Below are 19,362 nucleotides of genomic sequence, written 5' to 3'. Positions count from 1 at the left end.
GAGGTTCCTTTGCTAATTGGGTGCAACAAAACCTTTTAGAATTGTGCAAACCACCCGAAAACCGAAGTCGTAAACCGTTGCATCCGAATTGCTTTCGTCTAAACGGGCAGATGAACGGCAAACGCTTGACTGACTAAACCATGAACCACCCCGCAGCAGCCAAGGATTATTATTTCCACTTACCCAAGCACTTCCATCAGCAGGCATTCCACGGTAATCATTGTGGTATTTGTCTCGGCACCATTCCCAAACATTGCCATGCATCTCATACAAACCAAAAGCATTCGCAGGTAAACTACCAACATCCACAGTCTCTTGACGATTTTCACCTTGGGGAGCAGAACCATAAGTATACTCGCCATTATAGTTAACTATCTTAGTCGTAATCGTCTCACCAAAATAGAACGGGGTAGTCGTTCCAGCACGAGCTGCATACTCCCACTCTGCCTCGGTGGGTAAACGATAACTTTTGCTAGTCATGAGCGACAGCTTTTGACAAAAATTAACTGCATCATTCCAACTTACTTGTTCGACAGGTCTTTTTGGCCCTTGGAAGGAAGAGGGGTTGATGTCCATAACTGCTTGATACTGTTCTTGAGTGACCGTAAATTTACCCATGAAAAAAGGTTTAACGGTCATCGGATGCTGCGGCCCCTCATTTGGGTTTCGCTCTTTTTCTGTTAGTGGTGAACCCATGAGAAACTGACCGCCAGGAATTTCTACCATCTCCAGTGTGTTACCGTTACCAAGGTCTTCTATAAAAAAATTTGCCTGACCAGGATTGATTGTGGTGCTGTTTCCTTGCTGATCTACCTTCATGACTTCAAACTGGAAGGTTTTTAAAGCAAATTCCTTAGGATTTACACTTATCTTCGGTAATGCTGGAGTCTCCTTCGGGGACGGTACTGGAATATTATTTGCGGGAATAGATGAGGTTGATGGCAAAGCTTTTTTCTGGGCAGAGTTGTTGAGCAAGAGTTTCTCAACCACAATTGCAAAGCTAAAACTAGCTCCCATTAACCCCACGGTTTGAATAACTCTGCGCCGCGACCAGTTAATTGGTTGTTGTGGTCGTGTTGGTGGTGGAGGCAGTTTTTTTGAAAGGTCTTGTAGCACTTCGGTGGCGTTGGCGTAGCGTAAACTGTAATGACGACGCACCATCTTGGTTAACACATTAGCTAGATGCTTGCTTACCTGTGCTCGATGACGCCAGAGAATTTCACCTGTTTTGGCATCCTCTTCAAAGTCCACTGCCGAAATACCCGTCAATGCTTGAATCACCGTCACTCCCAAGGCATATATATCACTAGCAAATATGGGTTTAGCATTCTTTTGCTCATTAGGCATATAGCCAGGAGTTCCTATGATCACACTAGAAGTCACCTTACCTTCTACATTTACTATCAGAGCGCCAAGTTCCTTGACTGCCCCAAAATCAATCAGAAAAATCTTCCCATCCCGATCCCGTCGCATCAAATTCTCCGGCTTGATGTCGCGGTGAATTACCTGCTGATTATGTACGAAGGACAAAACTTCCAAAACATCTTGTAATAGCTTAGTGACATAATCTTCACTTAACTGTTTACCTGGAATGATTTCTTGCTTTAGATCATGTCCTTCGATAAATTCTTGAACAATATAAAGGTTCTTATTTTCTCTAAAATGCGCTAATAATTGAGGAATTTGGGAAGATTTACCCAACTTTTCCAGAACAGTCGCTTCTGTTTCAAAAAACTCTACAATCCGAGGCTCATTATGTTCAGGACGCAATTGCTTGACAACACATAACGGCTGACTGGGTTGTAGATAATCCTTTGCTAGAAAAGTAATTGCAAAGCCGCCGCCACCCAATTCCCGAATAATTTCGTAGCGTCCAACCAGCATGCCCACAACAATCTTAGACTCCTAAAAATCTGATGAATTTGAGCATAATTGTTACTAACTGCATCTGACAAATCAACTTGACGTATTATACCAATTTTTCTGTATAATACCCTTCTTTAGATGTAATCAGCTAAACGCGCTATCTCTTAATATTCCAGCATGAATTTTGATTCAGCCGATGCCATAACAATAGCTGCTGCTGTACGTGAAGGTAAAGTTAGCGCGGTGGAAGTTACCAAAGCTGCGATCGCACGAATAGCAGCGCGGGATCATCAACTCAACTGTTTTACGGCTGTGACTGCTGAGACAGCTTTAACAGATGCAGCCCGCATTGACAGGGAAATCGCCCAAGGTAATAATCCTGGAACGCTTGCTGGTGTGCCTTTTGCGGTGAAAAATCTCTTTGATATCGCTGGTTTAACGACTCTAGCGGGGTCGAAAATCAATGCAGAGAACCCAGCAGCTAGCCAAGATGCGACAGCAGTAGCGAAGCTGAAACAAGCGGGTGCTGTGCTGGTTGGCGCTTTGAATATGGATGAGTACGCTTATGGGTTTGTAACAGAAAATTCCCATTACGGTGCTACTCACAACCCCCATGATTTACAACGAGTTGCTGGTGGTTCTTCGGGTGGTTCGGCGGCGGCTGTTGCTGCTGGGTTAGTACCGTTGACGCTGGGTTCTGATACTAATGGTTCAATTCGCGTTCCAGCGGCGTTGTGTGGCGTTTTTGGTTTGAAACCAACTTATGGAAGGTTATCTCGTGCTGGGGTAGCTTTATTTTCTAGCAGTTTTGATCATATTGGCCCTTTTGCGCGTTCAGTGCAGGATATCGCTACGGTGTTTGATGTCCTTCAAGGAGAAGACGATCGCGATCCAATTTGTACAAAGCGTCCGCCGGAATTGGTTTTATCACAACTCAAACAAGATATCTCTGATATCAGAATTGCCATTGCTGCTGATTATTTCACCAAAGGCGCAGAACTGGAAGCTTTAGCAGCAGTCCAAAAAGTAGCTGATGCAATAGAAGTCACTGAATACGTAACCATACCAGAAGCACACCGCGCCCGGGCAGCAGCGTTTGTGATTACAGCTAGTGAGGGCGCAAATCTGCATTTGGATAAGTTGCGATGTCGTCCCCAGGATTTTGATCCAGCGACGCGCGATCGCTTTTTGGCTGGGGCGTTAATTCCAAGTAACTGGTATCTCCAAGCACAACGATTTAGAAGATGGTATCGTGATCGCGTTCGGAAAATCTTTCAAAATGTGGATGTGATTCTTGCCCCAACTACACCTATTTCTGCACCGCTAATTGGTCAACAAACCATGATTTTGGATGGTGAAGAAATTCTTGTCCGTTCTCATTTGGGATTATTTACTCAACCATTATCTTTTATTGGCTTACCCGTTTTATCAGTACCAATTCAGCGCCAAAATGCCTTACCTTTAGGTGTGCAATTGATAGCAGCACCATATAATGAAGCGTTAATTTTACGGGTTGCAGCTGTGTTAGAGGCCAAAGGTGTAGTTTCAGCACCAGTGATTTTCAACGCTCTCAATTAAAGCTAATCGTTTACAATGCTGTGAATAAGGTGATTGTAAAAGATAAAAATTACGCCTTCGATTTCCTAGCATTGAGTCTTTTCAGCAGGAGCAATATCTGCCGCTAGTTTCAAAGTTCTAGGGATCTGAATTCCCTGCACTGCAATTCTTGTCACTATAAACAAAGACATCGCCAACCATAACAGATGAACACTCTGCAACTTCCAAGCAAGGGCTGCTGTGGGAATAAACCCTAACCCAGTTGCGATAAAAGCCGCATTGCGGAGGATTAATCCTTCTGCCAAACCAAAGAAATAAGCTTCAATTGAGACGGCAAACGCATACAGCCCCAGCACGCTCATTAGCCAGGGAATGTAGGGATCAATGTGGGTGGTTATTTCCGTGTGATTTGTGAGTAGTCCAAATACGGTTTGAGGAAATAGGATGCAGGTAAGGGACATGATGACTGCAAACATCAGAGTTACGCCTATAGAAACCCCAAGCAGTGGCACCATCTGCCCCTGCTCGTTTGTGCCATGAAAGTTGCCCGTTAAGGTTTCCGTTGCATAAGACAAGCCATTGAGTATTTGAATTCCTAGCGTCATGAACTCAATCAGCAAGACATTTTCCGCAAAGGCGATTCTTCCCATCCCAGCAAATAGATTGGTAAAAGCCCAAAAGGTAAACCCTATCGCCAGTGTCCGTATAAATAGATCCCGACTCAGGGCAAAAGTCTCATTCCAGGCAGATTTGTTCCAAAGCTGAGGCGCGACGGCACGGATCTCCTGCCACTGGATTTCACTCTTGACCCAAGTTAGTCCTAGCAGCATCATCAGAAATTGGCTCAAAGCTTGTGCCAAGCCTGCTCCCATGCTTTCCAAACCTGCTCGCAGAATCATCTGGTAACTCAAGATGATGTTGACGACGTTGCCAAAAACCGACAAGACTAAGACTTTCTGGCTCTGTTCACGCCCCATCAGCCAGCCGAACAGCACCATATTCACCAGAACCGCAGGTACACCCCAAATCCGCGTATTGAAGTAGTCCACCGCAGCCGCTTTCACCTCTGGAGTATTGTTCAAGACAATAAACCCCAATTCTCTCAGTGGGTATTGCAGGAGCAAAACAACAAACCCCAAGCCGAGGGCAATTAAAACATTCCGTAAGCCTAGCAGCAGCACTTCCTGTTGATCATTTCTTCCAGTCGCCTGGGCAGTCGTGCCAGTGACAGAGAGACGCAAAAAATTCAATGCTCGATAGAAGTAATTAAACACAACCGTAGCTAGTGCAACGCCAGCTAAATGACGAATATCTTGCAAGTGTCCTAAAAAGGAAACGCTAACCATTCCAGACAGCGGTACCATTAAATTGGAGAGCATATTGGCGATCGCTAATCTGAAATAACGAGGAATCCATCGGTCTTGCAAATCATTATTTACTAACATTTGGAATCGGTTAACTGAAGCGATTGAGCTATTTAACTAATTACTAATTCCTAATGAGCTACGCCCCGCTACGTACCCCTACGGGGATCTTGCTACGTAAAGCGTCTTGTAGAGAAGACCTTAATTTGTAATTTTCAGGCGTTTCACCACACCCCACGGGTGACGCTCCTACGGACGCTCGTTCCTCTCTACGAGACGCTGCGCGAACGCTACCGCTTCGCTAACGCTACCGCTGCGCTAACGGCAGTCACTCATGGGTGAAACCCCCTACAGCCCTTCCCTAACGGGACGCCTTGCGGCGAACGGGCATCCTACGGCAGGCGCTAGCCTCTCCCAATATGAGAAGACCATGCTGCCTCATCAAATTGTCAAATTGGTGGTCTTGAATTAGTTGTAAATAAATCCTAAACTAATTTAATTACGAATTATGTAGCTTACTTCTCATTTTTGGCGAGTATTATCTAATTACTAACTATTTTAAGGAACTTAAAAAATTAGGCGTTGCATAATTAAAGGATGAACTATCCTCAAGGACAAATTTAATCAAAGCTCTCGGTGATGTCAGAAAAATGTTCAGCGAGAAAATCTACGAAAGTACTTATTTTGGGTGATAGGTATCGCCGATTCGTATAGACAGCATAAAGAGATGAGGTTGCCAACGTGTAGTCCAGCTTCAGCACCTCCAATCGTTGGCTGGTAAGATCATCTTCAATTAACCACTTTGGCAAAACTGCCAACCCCATCCCAGCAAGGGTTGCCTGATACAGCATGATAGTGTTGTTGGAGCGGATCGAGACTGGCAGTTTGACTGTCTCCCGCCCGTTAGAATCCTCAAAGAGTATCTCATCGGCAAACTGCGAGTAGTAATAGCTGATGCTTACATGCTTCGACAGTTCGTTGGGAGTTTTTGGGTATCCATTTCTTTGCAAATAGTCAGTTGAGCCAACCAACATCAGTTCAATTGAGCAAATGCGTCGCGTGAGCAGTGAAGAACCGGGTTCCTCAGGCGTGACACGTAACGCCAAGTCAAATCCTTCTTTCACCAAGTCCACCAACCGATCATTCAAATTCAGATATAGCAAAACGTCTGGATAGCGAGAGCGGTACTTCGCCAAGGCTTTAGTGAATAACGGGTTAGCAAACCAAACTGGGGCGCTGATCTTGAGTACGCCACGCGCGACGACGGCTGATTGCCTCACCGTTGCCTCCACCATTTCCAATTTATCAAGCATTTCCCGGCATTGCTCATAATAGAGCTTTCCTGCCTCGGTTAGGCTTAAGTGTCGGCTGGTTCGATTCAACAAACGTGCGCCAAGGTTTCGTTCCAAGTGCATCACATGCTTGCTGGTCATGGCTGTGGATAAGTTGAGCCGCTCGGCGGCTGCCACAAAACTTCCCGATTCCACCACCTGAAGCAATACTTTCATGCTTGTTAAGGTGTCCATCGTAGTTCTAAAGTTTACTAAGAAGAAACGTCGCATCAACAAAATGATACTTGTACAACGATGAGAAATAAATGTAATTTGAGGAAGACCGCAGCATCAAATAGCTAGGTAAGTAAATAGCGATGACTGAAGAATTTATGCATTGGACGTTTCAGGAGTCTTAACAACAAATCTAGAACACTATCAACTCATCGACCGCCCGCAAGAATTTCAGCGTAGAGGAGAACTTCAATGTCTCAGAACAACGAACTCACAGCGATTGACCGCTTTACCATCTTCGAGCAGTTGAACATGCATCAGCGATGTATCGACAAGGGTTGGGGGCGCGAGCAGGCCGACCTCTACAACCGCCTTTACTGGCCGGAGGGTAAATTCCACGTCTACGATCTACGTACTTCAACCTTCGAGGGTTTTGAGGGCATGAAGCAGATGTTCGACTACGCACACAGCGTCTTCCCGATGGACAAGTGGTTCCACTCTATGGGCGCGTTTGAAATTTCTGGATCGGGTGACAGGGCCGAAGCGCACTGGCGATGGTTCGTGTACTGGAAGGCTGAACACGTCGGAATCGTTTCAACTGGCACCTACGACGATATCTTTGAACGTCGCGATGGCGTTTGGAAGTGTCTGGAGCGCACCTCCAAGAGCGATCCCAACTGGCCGGTAGACTTGTTCCAGCCCTTCATAGATCGCGCAGACATCACCTTCAAGGCGTCCTGATAGTCAAACTTTTGTAGGTATAGGTGGAGCTTCGCGAAAGCCGTCTACATATCGCTCATGGAAATGCGCGTCAATTGTTTTCACTCTAACTAAAGCCTCAACATCAAGTAAACCGTTGTGTTGTGAGTGAGGTAAATCCAACCACTGATGGGAGTCGTTTATGGCAGATAGCATTGGCACTCATGTAGTCGTTGAGGACGCAGCTTCTCTGGCTGAAGCGGTTCAACGTACACATGTTGTAATCGAGGTGGCTGGTCGCCTTCATGACTTAGAGAAATTTACACTTCTTGAAGGCTCAAGTTTGGTGGGTACAACTTCTGACGCAGAATTGGTCTTCAAGCCAGATTCAGACGGAGTAGCGCTCACGGCAAATAACACCCTCCAGAACCTAACCCTCCGATCAGATCCGAGCCGATTAACGCTTAGTCTGGAACCGGCAACGACTACTCTTGGACAACTCAAGTTGCAGCATCTCGTCGTCTACGGTCGACTGCACTTGGAATCTAGTATTGTGATGACCGCTGACCTTGTGTTCACTGACGTTCAAGTGTATGACGGCGACAGCACCTCAGCGCTGCATCGTCCAGTCGGTTACGGCGTAGAGGTCGTTCCGGGTTCCCTTACGATCTACAACCGCTGTACCGATCCCCAAAGTCGCTGGACACTGCGTGCCGAAAACCTCTCAGGGGGAACGCGAGATGTGCCGTTGAGGGGTAGCGGCATCTTTATTTTTGGCGGCATAACTGTTCCCGCAAACGCCGATCCTCAAGGTGGACCAGCGCCCAGTTCTCCTGGTGGCATGATTGACCTGAAATTATTGACCACAGGCGAAATCCATACTAATGGCAATATCCCGGCTGGTACTGGCAATCTAATCTCAGGCGGGGTGTTCGTTGGCTCAGGCATGAAGGCTCAACAAGTGATCAATAACAGTCCTATAACAACTTACGGGACAAATGATATGGTGTTGGATAACTGGGGCAATGTCCGTCTTTGGCTTGCTCGGCAGTCTATCATATCTCATGGAACCAGTGGAATCGGATTCGTGAATTTCGGAGATTTGCAAACTCTGATTGTGCAAGGCGACCTGGCGACCTATGGCGAAGGGGCGCGGGGGTTCAATCTATACGACGGAACCTTGGCTTATGCAGAATTCAAAAGCATTACCACTCATGGCAATGGCTCGATCGGGATACAGACCAGTAAACCATTTGGCAATATCCTCGTGCTTGGGGACGTGATCACAAAAGGTGGTAGAGGTAACAGTTTGGTGCGTGGCGTGGTCATACAGCTTGACGCGCACGCCCTGAGTCTCAAACCGGGCACAAGTGGAAAAGAGATCATTGTACTGGGTCGAGTCGAGGCTCAAAGAGAGGAAATTACCTCATTGGATTTCGCTGCTCCAGCCAGCACAGTTGAATTCATTATGATCGGTGGTCAGCAGTATGTCGATGGATCGTCAACAGAGTAGGAATTGTGCCGTTGCTGAATCAAGGGATGATTCTTGTAGGGTGGGCGTCTCGCCCGCCCTGAAATACAAGGGACGGGCTTTTCGGTCCATCCCACAAAACTAGCAAAATCATTCCCCAAATATGCAACACCGGAATTGTAATTACCCAGTAGGTAAGTAAAAGTTTAACGCTGAAACAGCGCGATCGCAGTTCAGCATTCCAAGCGACTACGAATCTTTTTCTTAGTAACATTCAAAATTTTGATCGCCAGTGATTGATGAAATACTGATCCATTTTATGAAAAGGAGTACGTCACAATGGCAACGATGAAAGCAATCCGAATTCATGCTTACGGCGGGGCTGAAAACCTCAAGTACGACGAAGTATCCCGTCCTGAACCGCAAGCAGGGCAAGTCCTCATTCAAGTGTATGCAGCAGGCGTAAACCCAATCGATTGGAAGATTCGTGAAGGGTTTTTCCAACAAGTCTATGATTATTCGCTGCCCGTGATTGCTGGCGCTGATGTGGCTGGTGTTGTTGCAAGTGTGGGCGATGGTGTCACCACACTGCAACCAGGACAAGCGGTTTATGGAACAGCAGACATGGCGCTTTCGGGAGCCTATGCCGAGTATGCAGTGGGCTATGCAGACGCGATCGCCCAGAAGCCGAAAACGCTCGATTATATTCACGCGGCTTCTGTCCCAATCGTGGCAATAACCGCATGGCAAGCATTGTTTGATGGCGCAAATCTCCAGCCAGAGCAGAGCGTGCTGATTCATGGTGGCGCGGGTGGAGTAGGTCGCTATGCAATTCAGCTTGCCAAGTGGAAGAAGGCACGAGTCATTGCAACGGCATCGGCAGCGAACCTTGATGATCTGAGAAACCTGGGTGCCGATCAGGTGATCGACTATGCGAGTCAACCATTTGAACAGCAGGTAAAAGATGTAGATGTGGTGCTTGATTTGGTTGGTGGAGAAACGCAAGCGCGATCGTGGCAAATCATTCGTCCCGGTGGCGTTTTAGTTTCGACACTTGGTGTGCCTGAATCAGGCATTCCACAGGGCATTAAAGTGGTTCCTGTTTTCGCCAATCTCAGAGTAAATTCCCAGCTCCAGCAGATTGCTCAATTGATTGATGACGGACAGCTCAAAGCGTCTATTGAGCAAGTTTTTGAACTGGCAGAAGCCGCTAAAGCACAGGAAGTTAGCCAGCACGGACATCCACGCGGCAAGCTGGTTTTGCAAGTCGTTCATCCAGCTTGAGGCAGGCTTTTGTAAAACTTTGGTTCATCGAACTTTTTTCCTGTAAGGGCGAAGCATTCGGGCAAGAATCTCTATTTCGATGGGTTATTAACCAAATGCTTCCTCCCTACGCAGAGTGTATCTCAGGCAGAGTTCATTAACGAAATCTTTGGAGTTATTGCTTAAAAAATGCGAACGAAACTCGTTCGTTTATCACTTGAAAATTTCTGCAACACAACCAATCAAGGCTGAAGATTACCCGCTAATCAAACAAGAGTACGTTGAGCTTTGACTGTGAGTAGAAACTTAGTTATGTAGAAAAGTAAGGAGCGGCTATTATGGCAGCAACGACAGATAAGAAATCCTCAGCACCAAACATTGAACTAGGAACACCCGCACTGAACTGGATTGATGGCGAGTGGATTGATTCACAAAAGCATACTGATAGCATTGATCCAGCTACAGGCAAAGTGATTGGAACTTATGCAGATGGTGGGCGTGACGAGGCAGTTCAGGGGATTAATGCTGCGGTGCGGGCGTTCCGAGAATTAGACTGGAAAGAAAATCGGGCACTTCGTGCGCGAGTGCTGAATCAAATTGCCGATCGCTTTGAAGCCCACAGAGATGAACTGATCGCGATTCTCTCGCTTGAAAACGGCAAAGTCCATGACGAAGCAGCATTTGAAGTCGATATGATTCCCAGCAAATTTCGATACTGGGCATCGGTTGTGCTGACCGATTATGGACGGGCGATGGAAGTCCAACCCGGACACCTTTCGGTTGTAACTCGATCTCCAATCGGAGTTGCTGGAATCGTCGCACCGTTTAACTCGCCGCTTGTCCTGACTGTGCGTTCTCTGGCACCTGCTCTTGCTGCTGGTGTTACAACTGTTATTAAATTGCCAGGTAATACAGCACAGATCAACTATCTGTTTAGTAAAACCCTCGCTGAAGCTGCCGATTTACCGAAGGGCGTGATTAATGTCTTTAGTGAAAGCAAAGGCAGAGGTGGATCATCTTTTCTGATGGAGTCCAAGGATGTTCGAGTGATTAGCTTTACAGGAAGCACGAAGACAGGGAAGGCAATTTCCGCAACCGGAGCAGCGACGCTCAAGCTATTTCAGACCGAACTTGGTGGCAAAACACCAATGATCATCTTCGAGGATGCCGATCTAGAGGCGGCTGCACCAAAGGTTGAGAAAGCACTTACGACCTTCGCAGGTCAGTTCTGCATGACAGGTTCCCGGCTGTTGGTTCAGCGTGCTGTTGCCGATCGCTTTCGCACGCTGATCGCCCAGCGACTGGAAAACGTTAAGACAGGACCTGCGTCCGATCCGTCCAGTGATATGGGACCTCTGATTGATCAGCCGAACGTCGCTCGTGTTGACAAGATGGTGGAGGAGGCGATCGCAGCCGGCGCTAAGGTGCTTGTACGCGGCGGCCCAATTGTCGAAGGTCCACTTGCCAGCGGTGCGTTTTACCGTCCGACTTTGCTGGAAGTAACCGATCCGAAAATGACGATCGTTCAGGAAGAGGTCTTCGGTCCAGTCCTGACGATGCAAATCTTCGAGACTGAGGCAGAAGCGGTGCAGCTGGCAAACGATAGCGAGTATGGCTTGGCCGCGAGCATTTGGACTCGCGATGTTGACCGTCCATTGCGCGTCGCCCGCGAGATAGATGCAGGCACGATCTGGATTAACGATTGGGCGATCGTTTGGGACGAGTTTGAGGAAGGCGGATTCAAGCGCAGCGGCAACGGCAGGCTGAATGGTCTGACGGCGATCGATGAATTCCTGGAGTACAAACATATCGCTTTCAATTCAGGCACGATCTCTGGTGCTGGCATTTCTGCTCAATAGTCGAGCTTGGATTTAAATCTTCAGTCCTTGTTAAATAAGCTTCACAACCATCAAATCCAATTATCAAGTTCGCATAAGCAATCTTAGGGATTTCCAAGAAATAAATTATCCAATAATAAAACGAACCACAGAGGCGCAGAGGGCACAGAGATAGGAAGAGGAAAGAGGATTGTTATATGAGATTTTGGGATATTTTTAAATTTGGAAGTCCCTTATAGGAACACGTATGTCTAGTACACCTGTAGAAATCGTTCAAGCCCTTCTCAAAGACCCCACCAACCCTGAGGTCGTCAACCGACTCGTCTCTCTCGATGCCATCTACGTATCGCTCAACTACAATGATCCCGACTTGAAAAAGCTCATACCTTGGGCAGACATCCATAGGAACCAAGTGAAGACTAATTATGAACGGAATTAATAAACGCCTGAGTTTGATTTTGTCTGCCGTGTTACTTGCTCTTGCTCCACTCAGTGCAGTAGCTCAAGAAGTCAGTCCACCATCGATAGATACACCAGCTGCCGTGTCCAAGCTGGCCCTCGCCAAGGTAAAACAGCAGCGTCGCGGGCAATATGCCTATCCAGCCGGGTTTAAGAGTGACTACGTGGAGAGTAACGGCATTAAGCTGCACTACGTCAGCGCCGGATCGGGCAGTCCCATCGTGTTTGTCCACGGTTTTGGTTCGACCTGGAAAATGTGGGAACCCGCCCTGAAAGCATTTGCTGGCACGCACCAGGTCATTGCCATCGATTTGCCCGGACTTGGGCAATCGGAAGCCTCCCAGACTGGGTATAGCGCACAGGCTCTCTCCAGCTATCTGTTGACAGCCATCAAGAAATTGACGAGAGAGCCGATCATATATGTTTCCCATGATCTGAGCAATACAGCCTCTTATCCAATGGTCGCCAACAACCAGGATTACATCAAAAAAGTCGTATTCATGGATTCGCCAATTCCGGACAAGGCAATGTGGACTTATCCGGGCTACACCCCGAAAGGTCCTGGCCTTGGTTGGCATTTCGGCTTTTTTAGCTACGGAGATATCGCCGAAAAATTGATATCGAACGACCCTAAACTGTTTATGGCTTACTTTATACAAAGCTATGCCGGGAAAAAGGATATTTTCACTGATGCGTTACTCGACGAACTAATTGAGCCTTACTCGAGGATCGAAAATTTGCACGCTGCTTTTAGCGGCTACTACAGATTTCACTCTGAATCCATCAAACAGAACGAAGCGCTGCTATCCGCTAATAAGCTGATTAGAATTCCATCCATGTCGATCAGCGGTGGCAAGGGCGTAGGAGACGTATTGCCCAAGCAAATGGCGGCACGTTTCGTGGAAGATAAAAAGAAATTCAGGGCCGTGATCTTGCCGGAATCTGGTCATTGGCTGATGGAAGAATCCGGCCCTGAGGTGGTTGCTCTTCTAGCTGAATTCATCAAAGATTGAATGCGTCTTCCCCGCGAATCGCGGGGCCCGAAGAGTTCTTCCGAGGCACTGACTTGCCGCAGAATCACTACTAGAAACCAACTGTAACTGAAAACGAACACACCCATGTCAAACATCAACGTTGAAATCGTGCAGGAACTCCTCAAAGGTGCCACCAAGCCTGAGGTCGTCAATCGGCTTGTCGCCCCCGATGCCATCTACGTATCACTCACCTATGATAATGCCGACCTAAAAAAGCTTATGCCTTGGGCAGGCACGCATAAAGATGGTCCGGCCAGCGTCCTCAAAGTTTTCCAGGAACTCAATACCTTTTGGAACATCGAGGCGTTTGATATTCAGCAGATATTTGGCGAAGGTGAGAACGTCGCTGTCTTTGGCAGCTTCACCGTCCATTCGGTGATACTCGATAAAACGTTTGTCTCTCCCTTCTCTGTCCTGGCAAAGGTGAAGAACGGCTTGGTCACTTACATGCAGTACATGGAGGACACCTTTGGCACAGGTTCAACCTTCCGATCGGGTGGTACCTGGACATTCCAGGGCAACCCAGACGGCAGCGAAGTATCAGTGCCGTAGCAAGGTGTCCCAGGTGAATGGCACGCTTGAAAAGCTAAAAAGTCTGTGGTTTTAAACTCAGTATCTATAGCAACCGCCAAGGCGGTTATAACATAAACTGGAAGTAGTCCCAAATCCTCCTTCCGCGCCATCGCACTCATTCCATGCCCAAACCCTACAGTTACGACCTGCGTCGGAAAGTTATCCAAGCCATAAAGCTGGATGGATTGAAGATTAGTGGATCTTGTCTTCTATTCAACTAAAGGTAACTCAATTTATGATTCCAGTAATTAAATCTCCCAAAGACTACCAGGTATATCGTATCAGTCCCGATGCCACGAATCGGTTAGCGATCGTGTTCGATAGGGCAAGTGCTGACGTCTCCCCCATAGTTTGTGTAGAAATTTTTGACGTGGGCGGGAAGCAACCCCCAAATCGGCATCAGTCGGCGGTGGAAATGTTTTTCATCCTTAAAGGAGAAGGACTCGCTCACTGTGATGGTAAGACAGTACCAATTCAGGCGGGGGACAGCTTTTTAGTACCTCCCACCGACATACATTTTATTGAAAATACCGGGTTGGGTCGCTTATATGCCCTAAGTATTATGGTGCCAAATGACCATTTTGCTGAACTGATTCGCAGTGGAATTGAGGTGGAACTAGATGAGGAGGATTTAGCAGTTTTGCGTCGCACTGCTACACCATCTTTAACAGATTAAGGAAATGGCACAAATGTCTGTGAGTGTGCAGGAAAAGGCGATACGAATCGACCCAGCCCACCGACACCCACCCTCATACTACACCAGCAGCCCGACTCGCCAAAAAGAGGGGGAACCAAAAAGAAATCTCTGGCTTTAGTTTTCTAAGTATTATCCCTCTTCTGTCACTTTCCGGAGTGAGCTAGTAGTAAATAAGTGAAATTATCCAAAAGCATAACTAGGTTTTAATTGATTCATTGCAGCAATTAAATGATTGAATTCCAGCAATAAATGTGAATTGGGAAAGATATCTAGCCAAGGATAAATCAACCAAAAAAGTAAGAGTGGTTGGATAATTAGACGTAGATTATTTCAAATATTCTTCCATCCACATTCATGATTCCATTGTTGATGATTAGAAAAATCACCCGAACTATCTTTTTGTATCTCAGTCTCAAGTTGACGAGATTGATTTAAGTCTAAAAATACTGGAGAATTTAAACTAATCATAGTGTAAGCACAGAAAATAATTTCCCACCACCTCTCGATATGTTGGAAATCTATGAAACGATAATCTGTCCACCCTAGTTCTCTGTTTACACTGTCGGAATGCATATTCTACCCAGGTTCTTAACCCATATAAGTCGCCTAAAGTTTTCTTGAGATTACCTTGAAGATTTGTCATCACAAAAGAAGTAGAATCTCTGGCATAGTTTCTGGGTCAGTAGTAATTTGCCATGATTTTTAGATCAAATATTGCTTGTTTAATTGCAGACTCTGGTAATAGCTTTTTAACACAAGCGCTTATTGTTAAGCACGGTAAGACGAAGAGATTGCTTCATATCATGTCCGGTTAATTAGTTATAATTCCCGTAATCTATGCAGAAACCAGAAAACCCTCTTTCCCCCTGCTCCCTGCCCCCAGCAAGAACTGCGGTCTTAATGATAAGTCTTTCACCGAACACGACATCATTCTGCTTCGCTCTATTCGCAATGACAATTAGGCATTTTTTTACTCGGATTACTCTTACATAACTAGAACTTACGCACTACTGTCTAGTAGCTCAAAGGTAACGCCGACGCAATATCGAACTAATCCCAATTACACATATACCGAATAGTGTTACTCCTGTTCTTGGTTCTGGAATTTGCTGCGGTGTCTGGAAAGAACCACTCAAAAAAGCTTGACCTTTCAAGGGAGCAGTTGAATCTTGATCCAGTGACTCAATTTCACTGAAGTTAAATATGCCTGTAGCACCACTGAACCTACCTGCACCACCAGTGATAGTTAAAGTACCAGAACCTACTAATTTACGATTAATAAAGTCAAATGCAGCAGTAGCGCTACTGCTGCCAAATAATTTGTCATCGCCACTGCCAAAAAACTCATCTCTGCCGATTGGCAAGCCTTGTAAACCAAATTCTGTTGCGTCTTGAACAAATACGAGATTACCAGTATTGGGGTCAATTCGGCTGTAGTTGTTTATGCTAGAAAAGTTACTCAGACCGTACGGAGCATCAGAATTGAAACCTGAGACAAATGCTTTAGATACGTCGGTCGATGGGATAGGTGTGAGAGTAACTTCCGTGTCGTATACTACGTCAAATGGATAAATCGTTTGGGCGTTCGCTTTTGCCGGACTCACACCGACACTGAGTAAACAGAAAACTAATGGACTAAGACATATACTATGCGATCGCATATTAATTTTTATCTCCTAAAACCCCTAATATTAATTTTTAACTTATCAGAGATTGTTATAAGCTTTATGCAATTTTAATAAAAAATTAGAAAACTTACCTAAAATTCCTGTAGTTCAGCGTTTGCGAAGCATCTAGTAGAGAAGGTATCGTCTGTTGTAAATGCTGCTTTATCATTGTTGTTAATTATACTTATAAGCTCTCACCGTATTATCTCTTGATTTTTTCAAAAATCAAATATGATTCCTATATGTGGACAAGGAGCAGTCAGCTTAACTTAGAAATGCTTCAATAGCAAGCAAGTAAGAAAGATTATTTACGTAGACATGGACGCTTTTTAGGTATCAGCAGAGCAACGGGATAATCCAGGCTACTAAAAGTTTACCTTTGGTTTCCTTCAATTGCTTGATTTCAACAACAATGCTATTTGTCAAAGTTTTATTACCAGAATTTTTGGTAATTGTTACCAACTGTTGGTATTGTTTTAGAAATATGAATACTAGAAGACAAAGGATGATTGATTCTGCGATCGTCCATATCTTTGGCATATTTTGTGGTGACTTGAAAGCAAATAGCAAATTGTCAGGGGTAATAGTGGCTTTAAAAAAACTATCTATCTTGTTTTGGCAGTGTCTTTTATTAACTGCCTCAATGGTAACGTATATCCTTCCTGTTCTGGGCAAGGAAACGGCAAATGTAACTGACAAGCAACCATTACTCCCACAGACAGCAGTTAATCAAGTTGAACTCAGTCACGAGATTTTAAACCTGAGTGATATGCAGTCTGCTTTCACCAGTGCCGCATATTTACTAAAGACACCCAGGAATCAGAACTATGTCCCAAAACTTAGCCAAGCAGTAACTCCTGTAGTGTTAGTAACAGATGTAAAAGTAAATACCACAAATAAAGGAATAGAGGTAATTTTAGTTACGCCTAATTCTGTTAAATTATCCGTTTCTGTTAAAACTGAAGGTAATTCTTACGTTGCAGATATCAAGAATGCTAGGTTGCAATTGGTGAGTGGTGAGAGTTTCCGCTCCCGAAAACCAGCAGTCGGTATTGCATCGGTAATAGTTGCACCTGTGGATGGCAATACGCTGCGGTTAACAGTGACTGGAGAAACAGCAGTACCAGTAGTGGAATTGTTTGATAGTCAGACTGAGGGTTTGGTGTTTGGCGTAACTCCTACTGCAATTACTGGACAGCAGCCAACGCCGTCACAGAAAATACCACCAACTGAGTCACAGCAACCACAAATTGAACTAGAGGTAACTGCTCCTCCAGAAACAGGCTATAACGTTCCTGACGCGAGTATTGGCACAAGAACGAATACACCAACACGGGACGTTCCACAGGTAATTAATGTCATCCCCCAACAGGTGATCAAAGACCAGCATAACCAATACATTGGAGATGCGCTAAAGAATGCTGGCGTATCACAAGGCGGGTTTCCTTCAAGCTTGCAAGATAGATTCCTGATTCGGGGCTTTGATTCTTCTAATAATATTTTAACCGACGGTCTTAGAAATTACTTTGGTGGATCTGAACAAGCCATTAATATTAGCAATGTGGAGCAAATCCAGGTTCTTAGAGGTCCAGCCTCTGTGCTTTATGGACAAGCGGGACTGGGCGGCATAATCAATGTAATCACAAAGCAGCCCCTAAAAGAACCTTACTATGCTGCTTCTTTTTCTGTTGGCAGTTTCAACTCAATACAACCCTCCTTTGATATCGGTGGTCCAGTGACCTCAGATCAAAAGGTCTTGTATCGCCTTAACGGTTCCTACCTGTCTTCTGATAGCTTTGTAGATTTTTACCATCAGCAGCGCTATCAGATTGCCGGCGCACTCTCGTGGGATATTAACAAGGATACGAAGTTGACATTGAATTCCAGCTATGAGGATTTCAATCAAAACTTAGATTGGCGCGGACTGCCTGCGGTGGGAACTGTGCTGCCCAACCCCAATGGTAAACTCCCTCCAAGTCGGTTTTTGGGAGAACCTGGAATAGAAGATCCTCAAGATACTACATCTACTCGCCTCTCCTACAAACTGGAGCATCGCTTCAGTGAAAATTGGTCAGTGGAGAATGCTTTTCAGGCAATTCTTACGAGAGTTAATGACAACCCTGATTTACTCCCTAGCAGGCTAGAACCAGATAACCGCACCCTTGATCGAGATACAATAGCTTTCCGTGGACCTTTTGTTTCAAATTCATACGATCTTTATACTCAAGTCACGGGGCGCTTTAAAACCGGAAGCCTTGAACACCAACTTATTATTGGGTCGGAATATGCTTGGATCAATATTCACGATGCTTATAGTCTTCCCTCTACTCCCGCAATTGATATTTTCAATCCTGTTTATGGGAAGCCACTCGGCAGTTCCATTGGTGACTTTCAGGGTGGAAATAAACTTGATGACCTAGGTGTGTATGCTCAAGATGCGATCGAGCTATTCTCTAACCTCAAACTGGTTTTGGGCGCTCGCTATGACTGGGCAGGGAATACGAGTTTTAGCCAAATTCCCACTCTCACCTCAACTTCGTTTTCGAGCGAAGCTTTTAGCCCTCGTGTAGGTTTAGTCTATCAGCCGATCAAACCAATATCGCTCTATGCAAGCTATAGCCGCTCCTTTGTTCCCCAGACTGGTCTAAGTGCTAATAACAATCCATTTCAACCGCAGCGCGGGACGCAATACGAAGTGGGCGTCAAGGCTGAATTGCTTGATGATAAACTCTCAGCCAACTTCGCTCTGTACGATCTCACCCTCACCAACCGCCTCACGGCTGACCCAAACAACCTTAGATTTTCTATTCCCATTGGAGAGGAAAGGAGTCGGGGTGTAGAGTTGTTTGTCACAGGTGAAATCTTACCAGGCTTGAATGTGATTGCATCCTATGGCTATACTGATCCCCGCGTCACCAAGGATAATTCCACCCCCGTCGGCAACCTCATCAACCTAGCGCCGCAAAATCAAGCTAGCCTCTGGACGACTTACATTATTCCCAGAGGAAACCTCAAAGGGATAGGTGCTGGGTTGGGTTTGTTTTATGTAGGCGATCGCCAAGGGGATTTGGCTAATTCTTTTAAGTTACCTAGTTATGTACGCACCGATGCAGCCCTTTTCTATCGTCGCGGACAACTGGATACAGCGCTCAACTTCCAAAATCTGTTTGACATCACCTATTTTGACACTGCTTTGACCAGAACGACAGTGTTTTATGGCAACCCATTTACCGTAACCTTTACGCTGGGGTGGCACTTTTGAAAACTATGGTGTTTACGTGGAGCAGCCGTCAGATCCGGCTATATTTAATTGCTTTATTCTGCTTTCTATCGCTATGCGCTTGCAGTTACCGGACACACCTACACAGT

General features: G+C 45.8%; 16 protein-coding genes and 2 pseudogenes. 11 read left to right on the top strand and 7 right to left on the bottom strand.

Annotation, left to right across the window (positions count from 1 at the left end; all coding sequences use genetic code 11):
* Positions 1-12: 12 nt before the first annotated feature.
* The gene (locus V7K40_RS03425) at positions 13-1,884 is read right to left on the bottom strand and encodes a bifunctional serine/threonine-protein kinase/formylglycine-generating enzyme family protein (protein ID WP_334956735.1); all 1,872 of its coding nucleotides are present in this window, start codon (positions 1,882-1,884) and stop codon (positions 13-15) included.
* 159 nt (positions 1,885-2,043) lie between these two features.
* Between V7K40_RS03425 and V7K40_RS03420 the strand changes: the two genes are divergently transcribed.
* Positions 2,044-3,444, top strand: a complete 1,401-nt coding sequence (locus tag V7K40_RS03420; RefSeq protein ID WP_334956733.1) for an AtzE family amidohydrolase — start codon at positions 2,044-2,046, stop codon at positions 3,442-3,444.
* A 65-nt stretch (positions 3,445-3,509) separates the two neighbouring features.
* On the opposite strand, the gene gntT is transcribed toward V7K40_RS03420, so the two are convergent.
* A complete protein-coding gene (gene gntT, locus V7K40_RS03415; RefSeq protein ID WP_334956731.1) occupies positions 3,510-4,868 on the bottom strand; it encodes a guanitoxin biosynthesis MATE family efflux transporter GntT in 1,359 nt (452 codons plus the stop codon).
* A 539-nt stretch (positions 4,869-5,407) separates the two neighbouring features.
* Positions 5,408-6,100, bottom strand: a complete 693-nt coding sequence (locus V7K40_RS03410; RefSeq protein ID WP_334956729.1) for a substrate binding domain-containing protein — start codon at positions 6,098-6,100, stop codon at positions 5,408-5,410.
* Between the two features lie 444 nt (positions 6,101-6,544).
* Between V7K40_RS03410 and V7K40_RS03405 the strand changes: the two genes are divergently transcribed.
* On the top strand, positions 6,545-7,033 hold the full coding sequence (locus tag V7K40_RS03405; protein ID WP_334956727.1) for a nuclear transport factor 2 family protein: 489 nt from the start codon (positions 6,545-6,547) through the stop codon (positions 7,031-7,033).
* A gap of 3 nt (positions 7,034-7,036) precedes the next feature.
* On the opposite strand, the gene V7K40_RS03400 is transcribed toward V7K40_RS03405, so the two are convergent.
* Complete coding sequence (locus V7K40_RS03400; protein WP_334956725.1) at positions 7,037-7,207, bottom strand: hypothetical protein; 171 nt, start codon at positions 7,205-7,207, stop codon at positions 7,037-7,039.
* On the opposite strand from V7K40_RS03400, the gene V7K40_RS03395 reads away from it, so the two are divergent.
* Positions 7,194-8,504: a hypothetical protein gene (locus V7K40_RS03395; protein ID WP_334956723.1), complete on the top strand. Its 1,311-nt coding sequence runs from the start codon at positions 7,194-7,196 to the stop codon at positions 8,502-8,504. The two genes, V7K40_RS03400 and V7K40_RS03395, sit on opposite strands and share 14 nt — an antisense overlap.
* A 19-nt stretch (positions 8,505-8,523) precedes the next feature.
* Here V7K40_RS03395 and V7K40_RS03390 read toward each other — a convergent pair whose 3' ends face one another.
* On the bottom strand, positions 8,524-8,736 hold the full coding sequence (locus V7K40_RS03390; RefSeq protein WP_334956721.1) for a hypothetical protein: 213 nt from the start codon (positions 8,734-8,736) through the stop codon (positions 8,524-8,526).
* A 65-nt stretch (positions 8,737-8,801) separates the two neighbouring features.
* On the opposite strand from V7K40_RS03390, the gene V7K40_RS03385 reads away from it, so the two are divergent.
* The 7 genes and pseudogenes from V7K40_RS03385 (at position 8,802) to V7K40_RS03355 (ending at position 14,305) form a co-directional block, all read left to right on the top strand.
* Positions 8,802-9,746, top strand: a complete 945-nt coding sequence (locus V7K40_RS03385) for an NADP-dependent oxidoreductase (RefSeq protein ID WP_334956719.1) — start codon at positions 8,802-8,804, stop codon at positions 9,744-9,746.
* A gap of 317 nt (positions 9,747-10,063) precedes the next feature.
* A complete protein-coding gene (locus V7K40_RS03380; protein WP_334956717.1) occupies positions 10,064-11,584 on the top strand; it encodes an aldehyde dehydrogenase family protein in 1,521 nt (506 codons plus the stop codon).
* A 226-nt stretch (positions 11,585-11,810) separates the two neighbouring features.
* Positions 11,811-12,002, top strand: coding sequence for a hypothetical protein (locus tag V7K40_RS03375; protein WP_334956715.1), 192 nt, complete (start codon positions 11,811-11,813; stop codon positions 12,000-12,002).
* The gene (locus tag V7K40_RS03370) at positions 11,989-13,035 is read left to right on the top strand and encodes an alpha/beta hydrolase (RefSeq protein ID WP_334956713.1); all 1,047 of its coding nucleotides are present in this window, start codon (positions 11,989-11,991) and stop codon (positions 13,033-13,035) included. Before V7K40_RS03375 ends, V7K40_RS03370 begins: the two co-directional genes overlap by 14 nt.
* A 105-nt stretch (positions 13,036-13,140) precedes the next feature.
* Positions 13,141-13,608, top strand: a complete 468-nt coding sequence (locus V7K40_RS03365) for a nuclear transport factor 2 family protein (RefSeq protein WP_334956711.1) — start codon at positions 13,141-13,143, stop codon at positions 13,606-13,608.
* Positions 13,609-13,751: 143 nt separating this feature from the next.
* Positions 13,752-13,847 (top strand): annotated as a pseudogene (locus tag V7K40_RS03360) (IS630 family transposase); the annotation flags it as partial.
* A 17-nt stretch (positions 13,848-13,864) separates the two neighbouring features.
* Complete coding sequence (locus V7K40_RS03355) at positions 13,865-14,305, top strand: cupin domain-containing protein (protein WP_334956709.1); 441 nt, start codon at positions 13,865-13,867, stop codon at positions 14,303-14,305.
* Positions 14,306-14,506: 201 nt separating this feature from the next.
* Here V7K40_RS03355 and V7K40_RS03350 read toward each other — a convergent pair.
* Both V7K40_RS03350 and V7K40_RS03345 read right to left on the bottom strand, forming a co-directional pair.
* Positions 14,507-15,022: pseudogene (locus tag V7K40_RS03350) on the bottom strand (transposase); the annotation flags it as partial.
* Positions 15,023-15,348: 326 nt separating this feature from the next.
* The gene (locus tag V7K40_RS03345) at positions 15,349-15,987 is read right to left on the bottom strand and encodes a hypothetical protein (RefSeq protein WP_334956707.1); all 639 of its coding nucleotides are present in this window, start codon (positions 15,985-15,987) and stop codon (positions 15,349-15,351) included.
* 490 nt (positions 15,988-16,477) lie between these two features.
* On the opposite strand from V7K40_RS03345, the gene V7K40_RS03340 reads away from it, so the two are divergent.
* Positions 16,478-19,255, top strand: a complete 2,778-nt coding sequence (locus V7K40_RS03340) for a TonB-dependent siderophore receptor (RefSeq protein WP_334956705.1) — start codon at positions 16,478-16,480, stop codon at positions 19,253-19,255.
* The last annotated feature ends 107 nt before the right edge of the window (positions 19,256-19,362 follow it).

The sequence above is a fragment of the Nostoc sp. genome (assembly GCF_036917195.1).
In the GTDB taxonomy this organism is placed as follows: domain Bacteria; phylum Cyanobacteriota; class Cyanobacteriia; order Cyanobacteriales; family Nostocaceae; genus Nostoc.
Note: the sequence above shows the minus strand (reverse complement) of the source record. Positions and strands in the feature narration are given on the sequence as shown.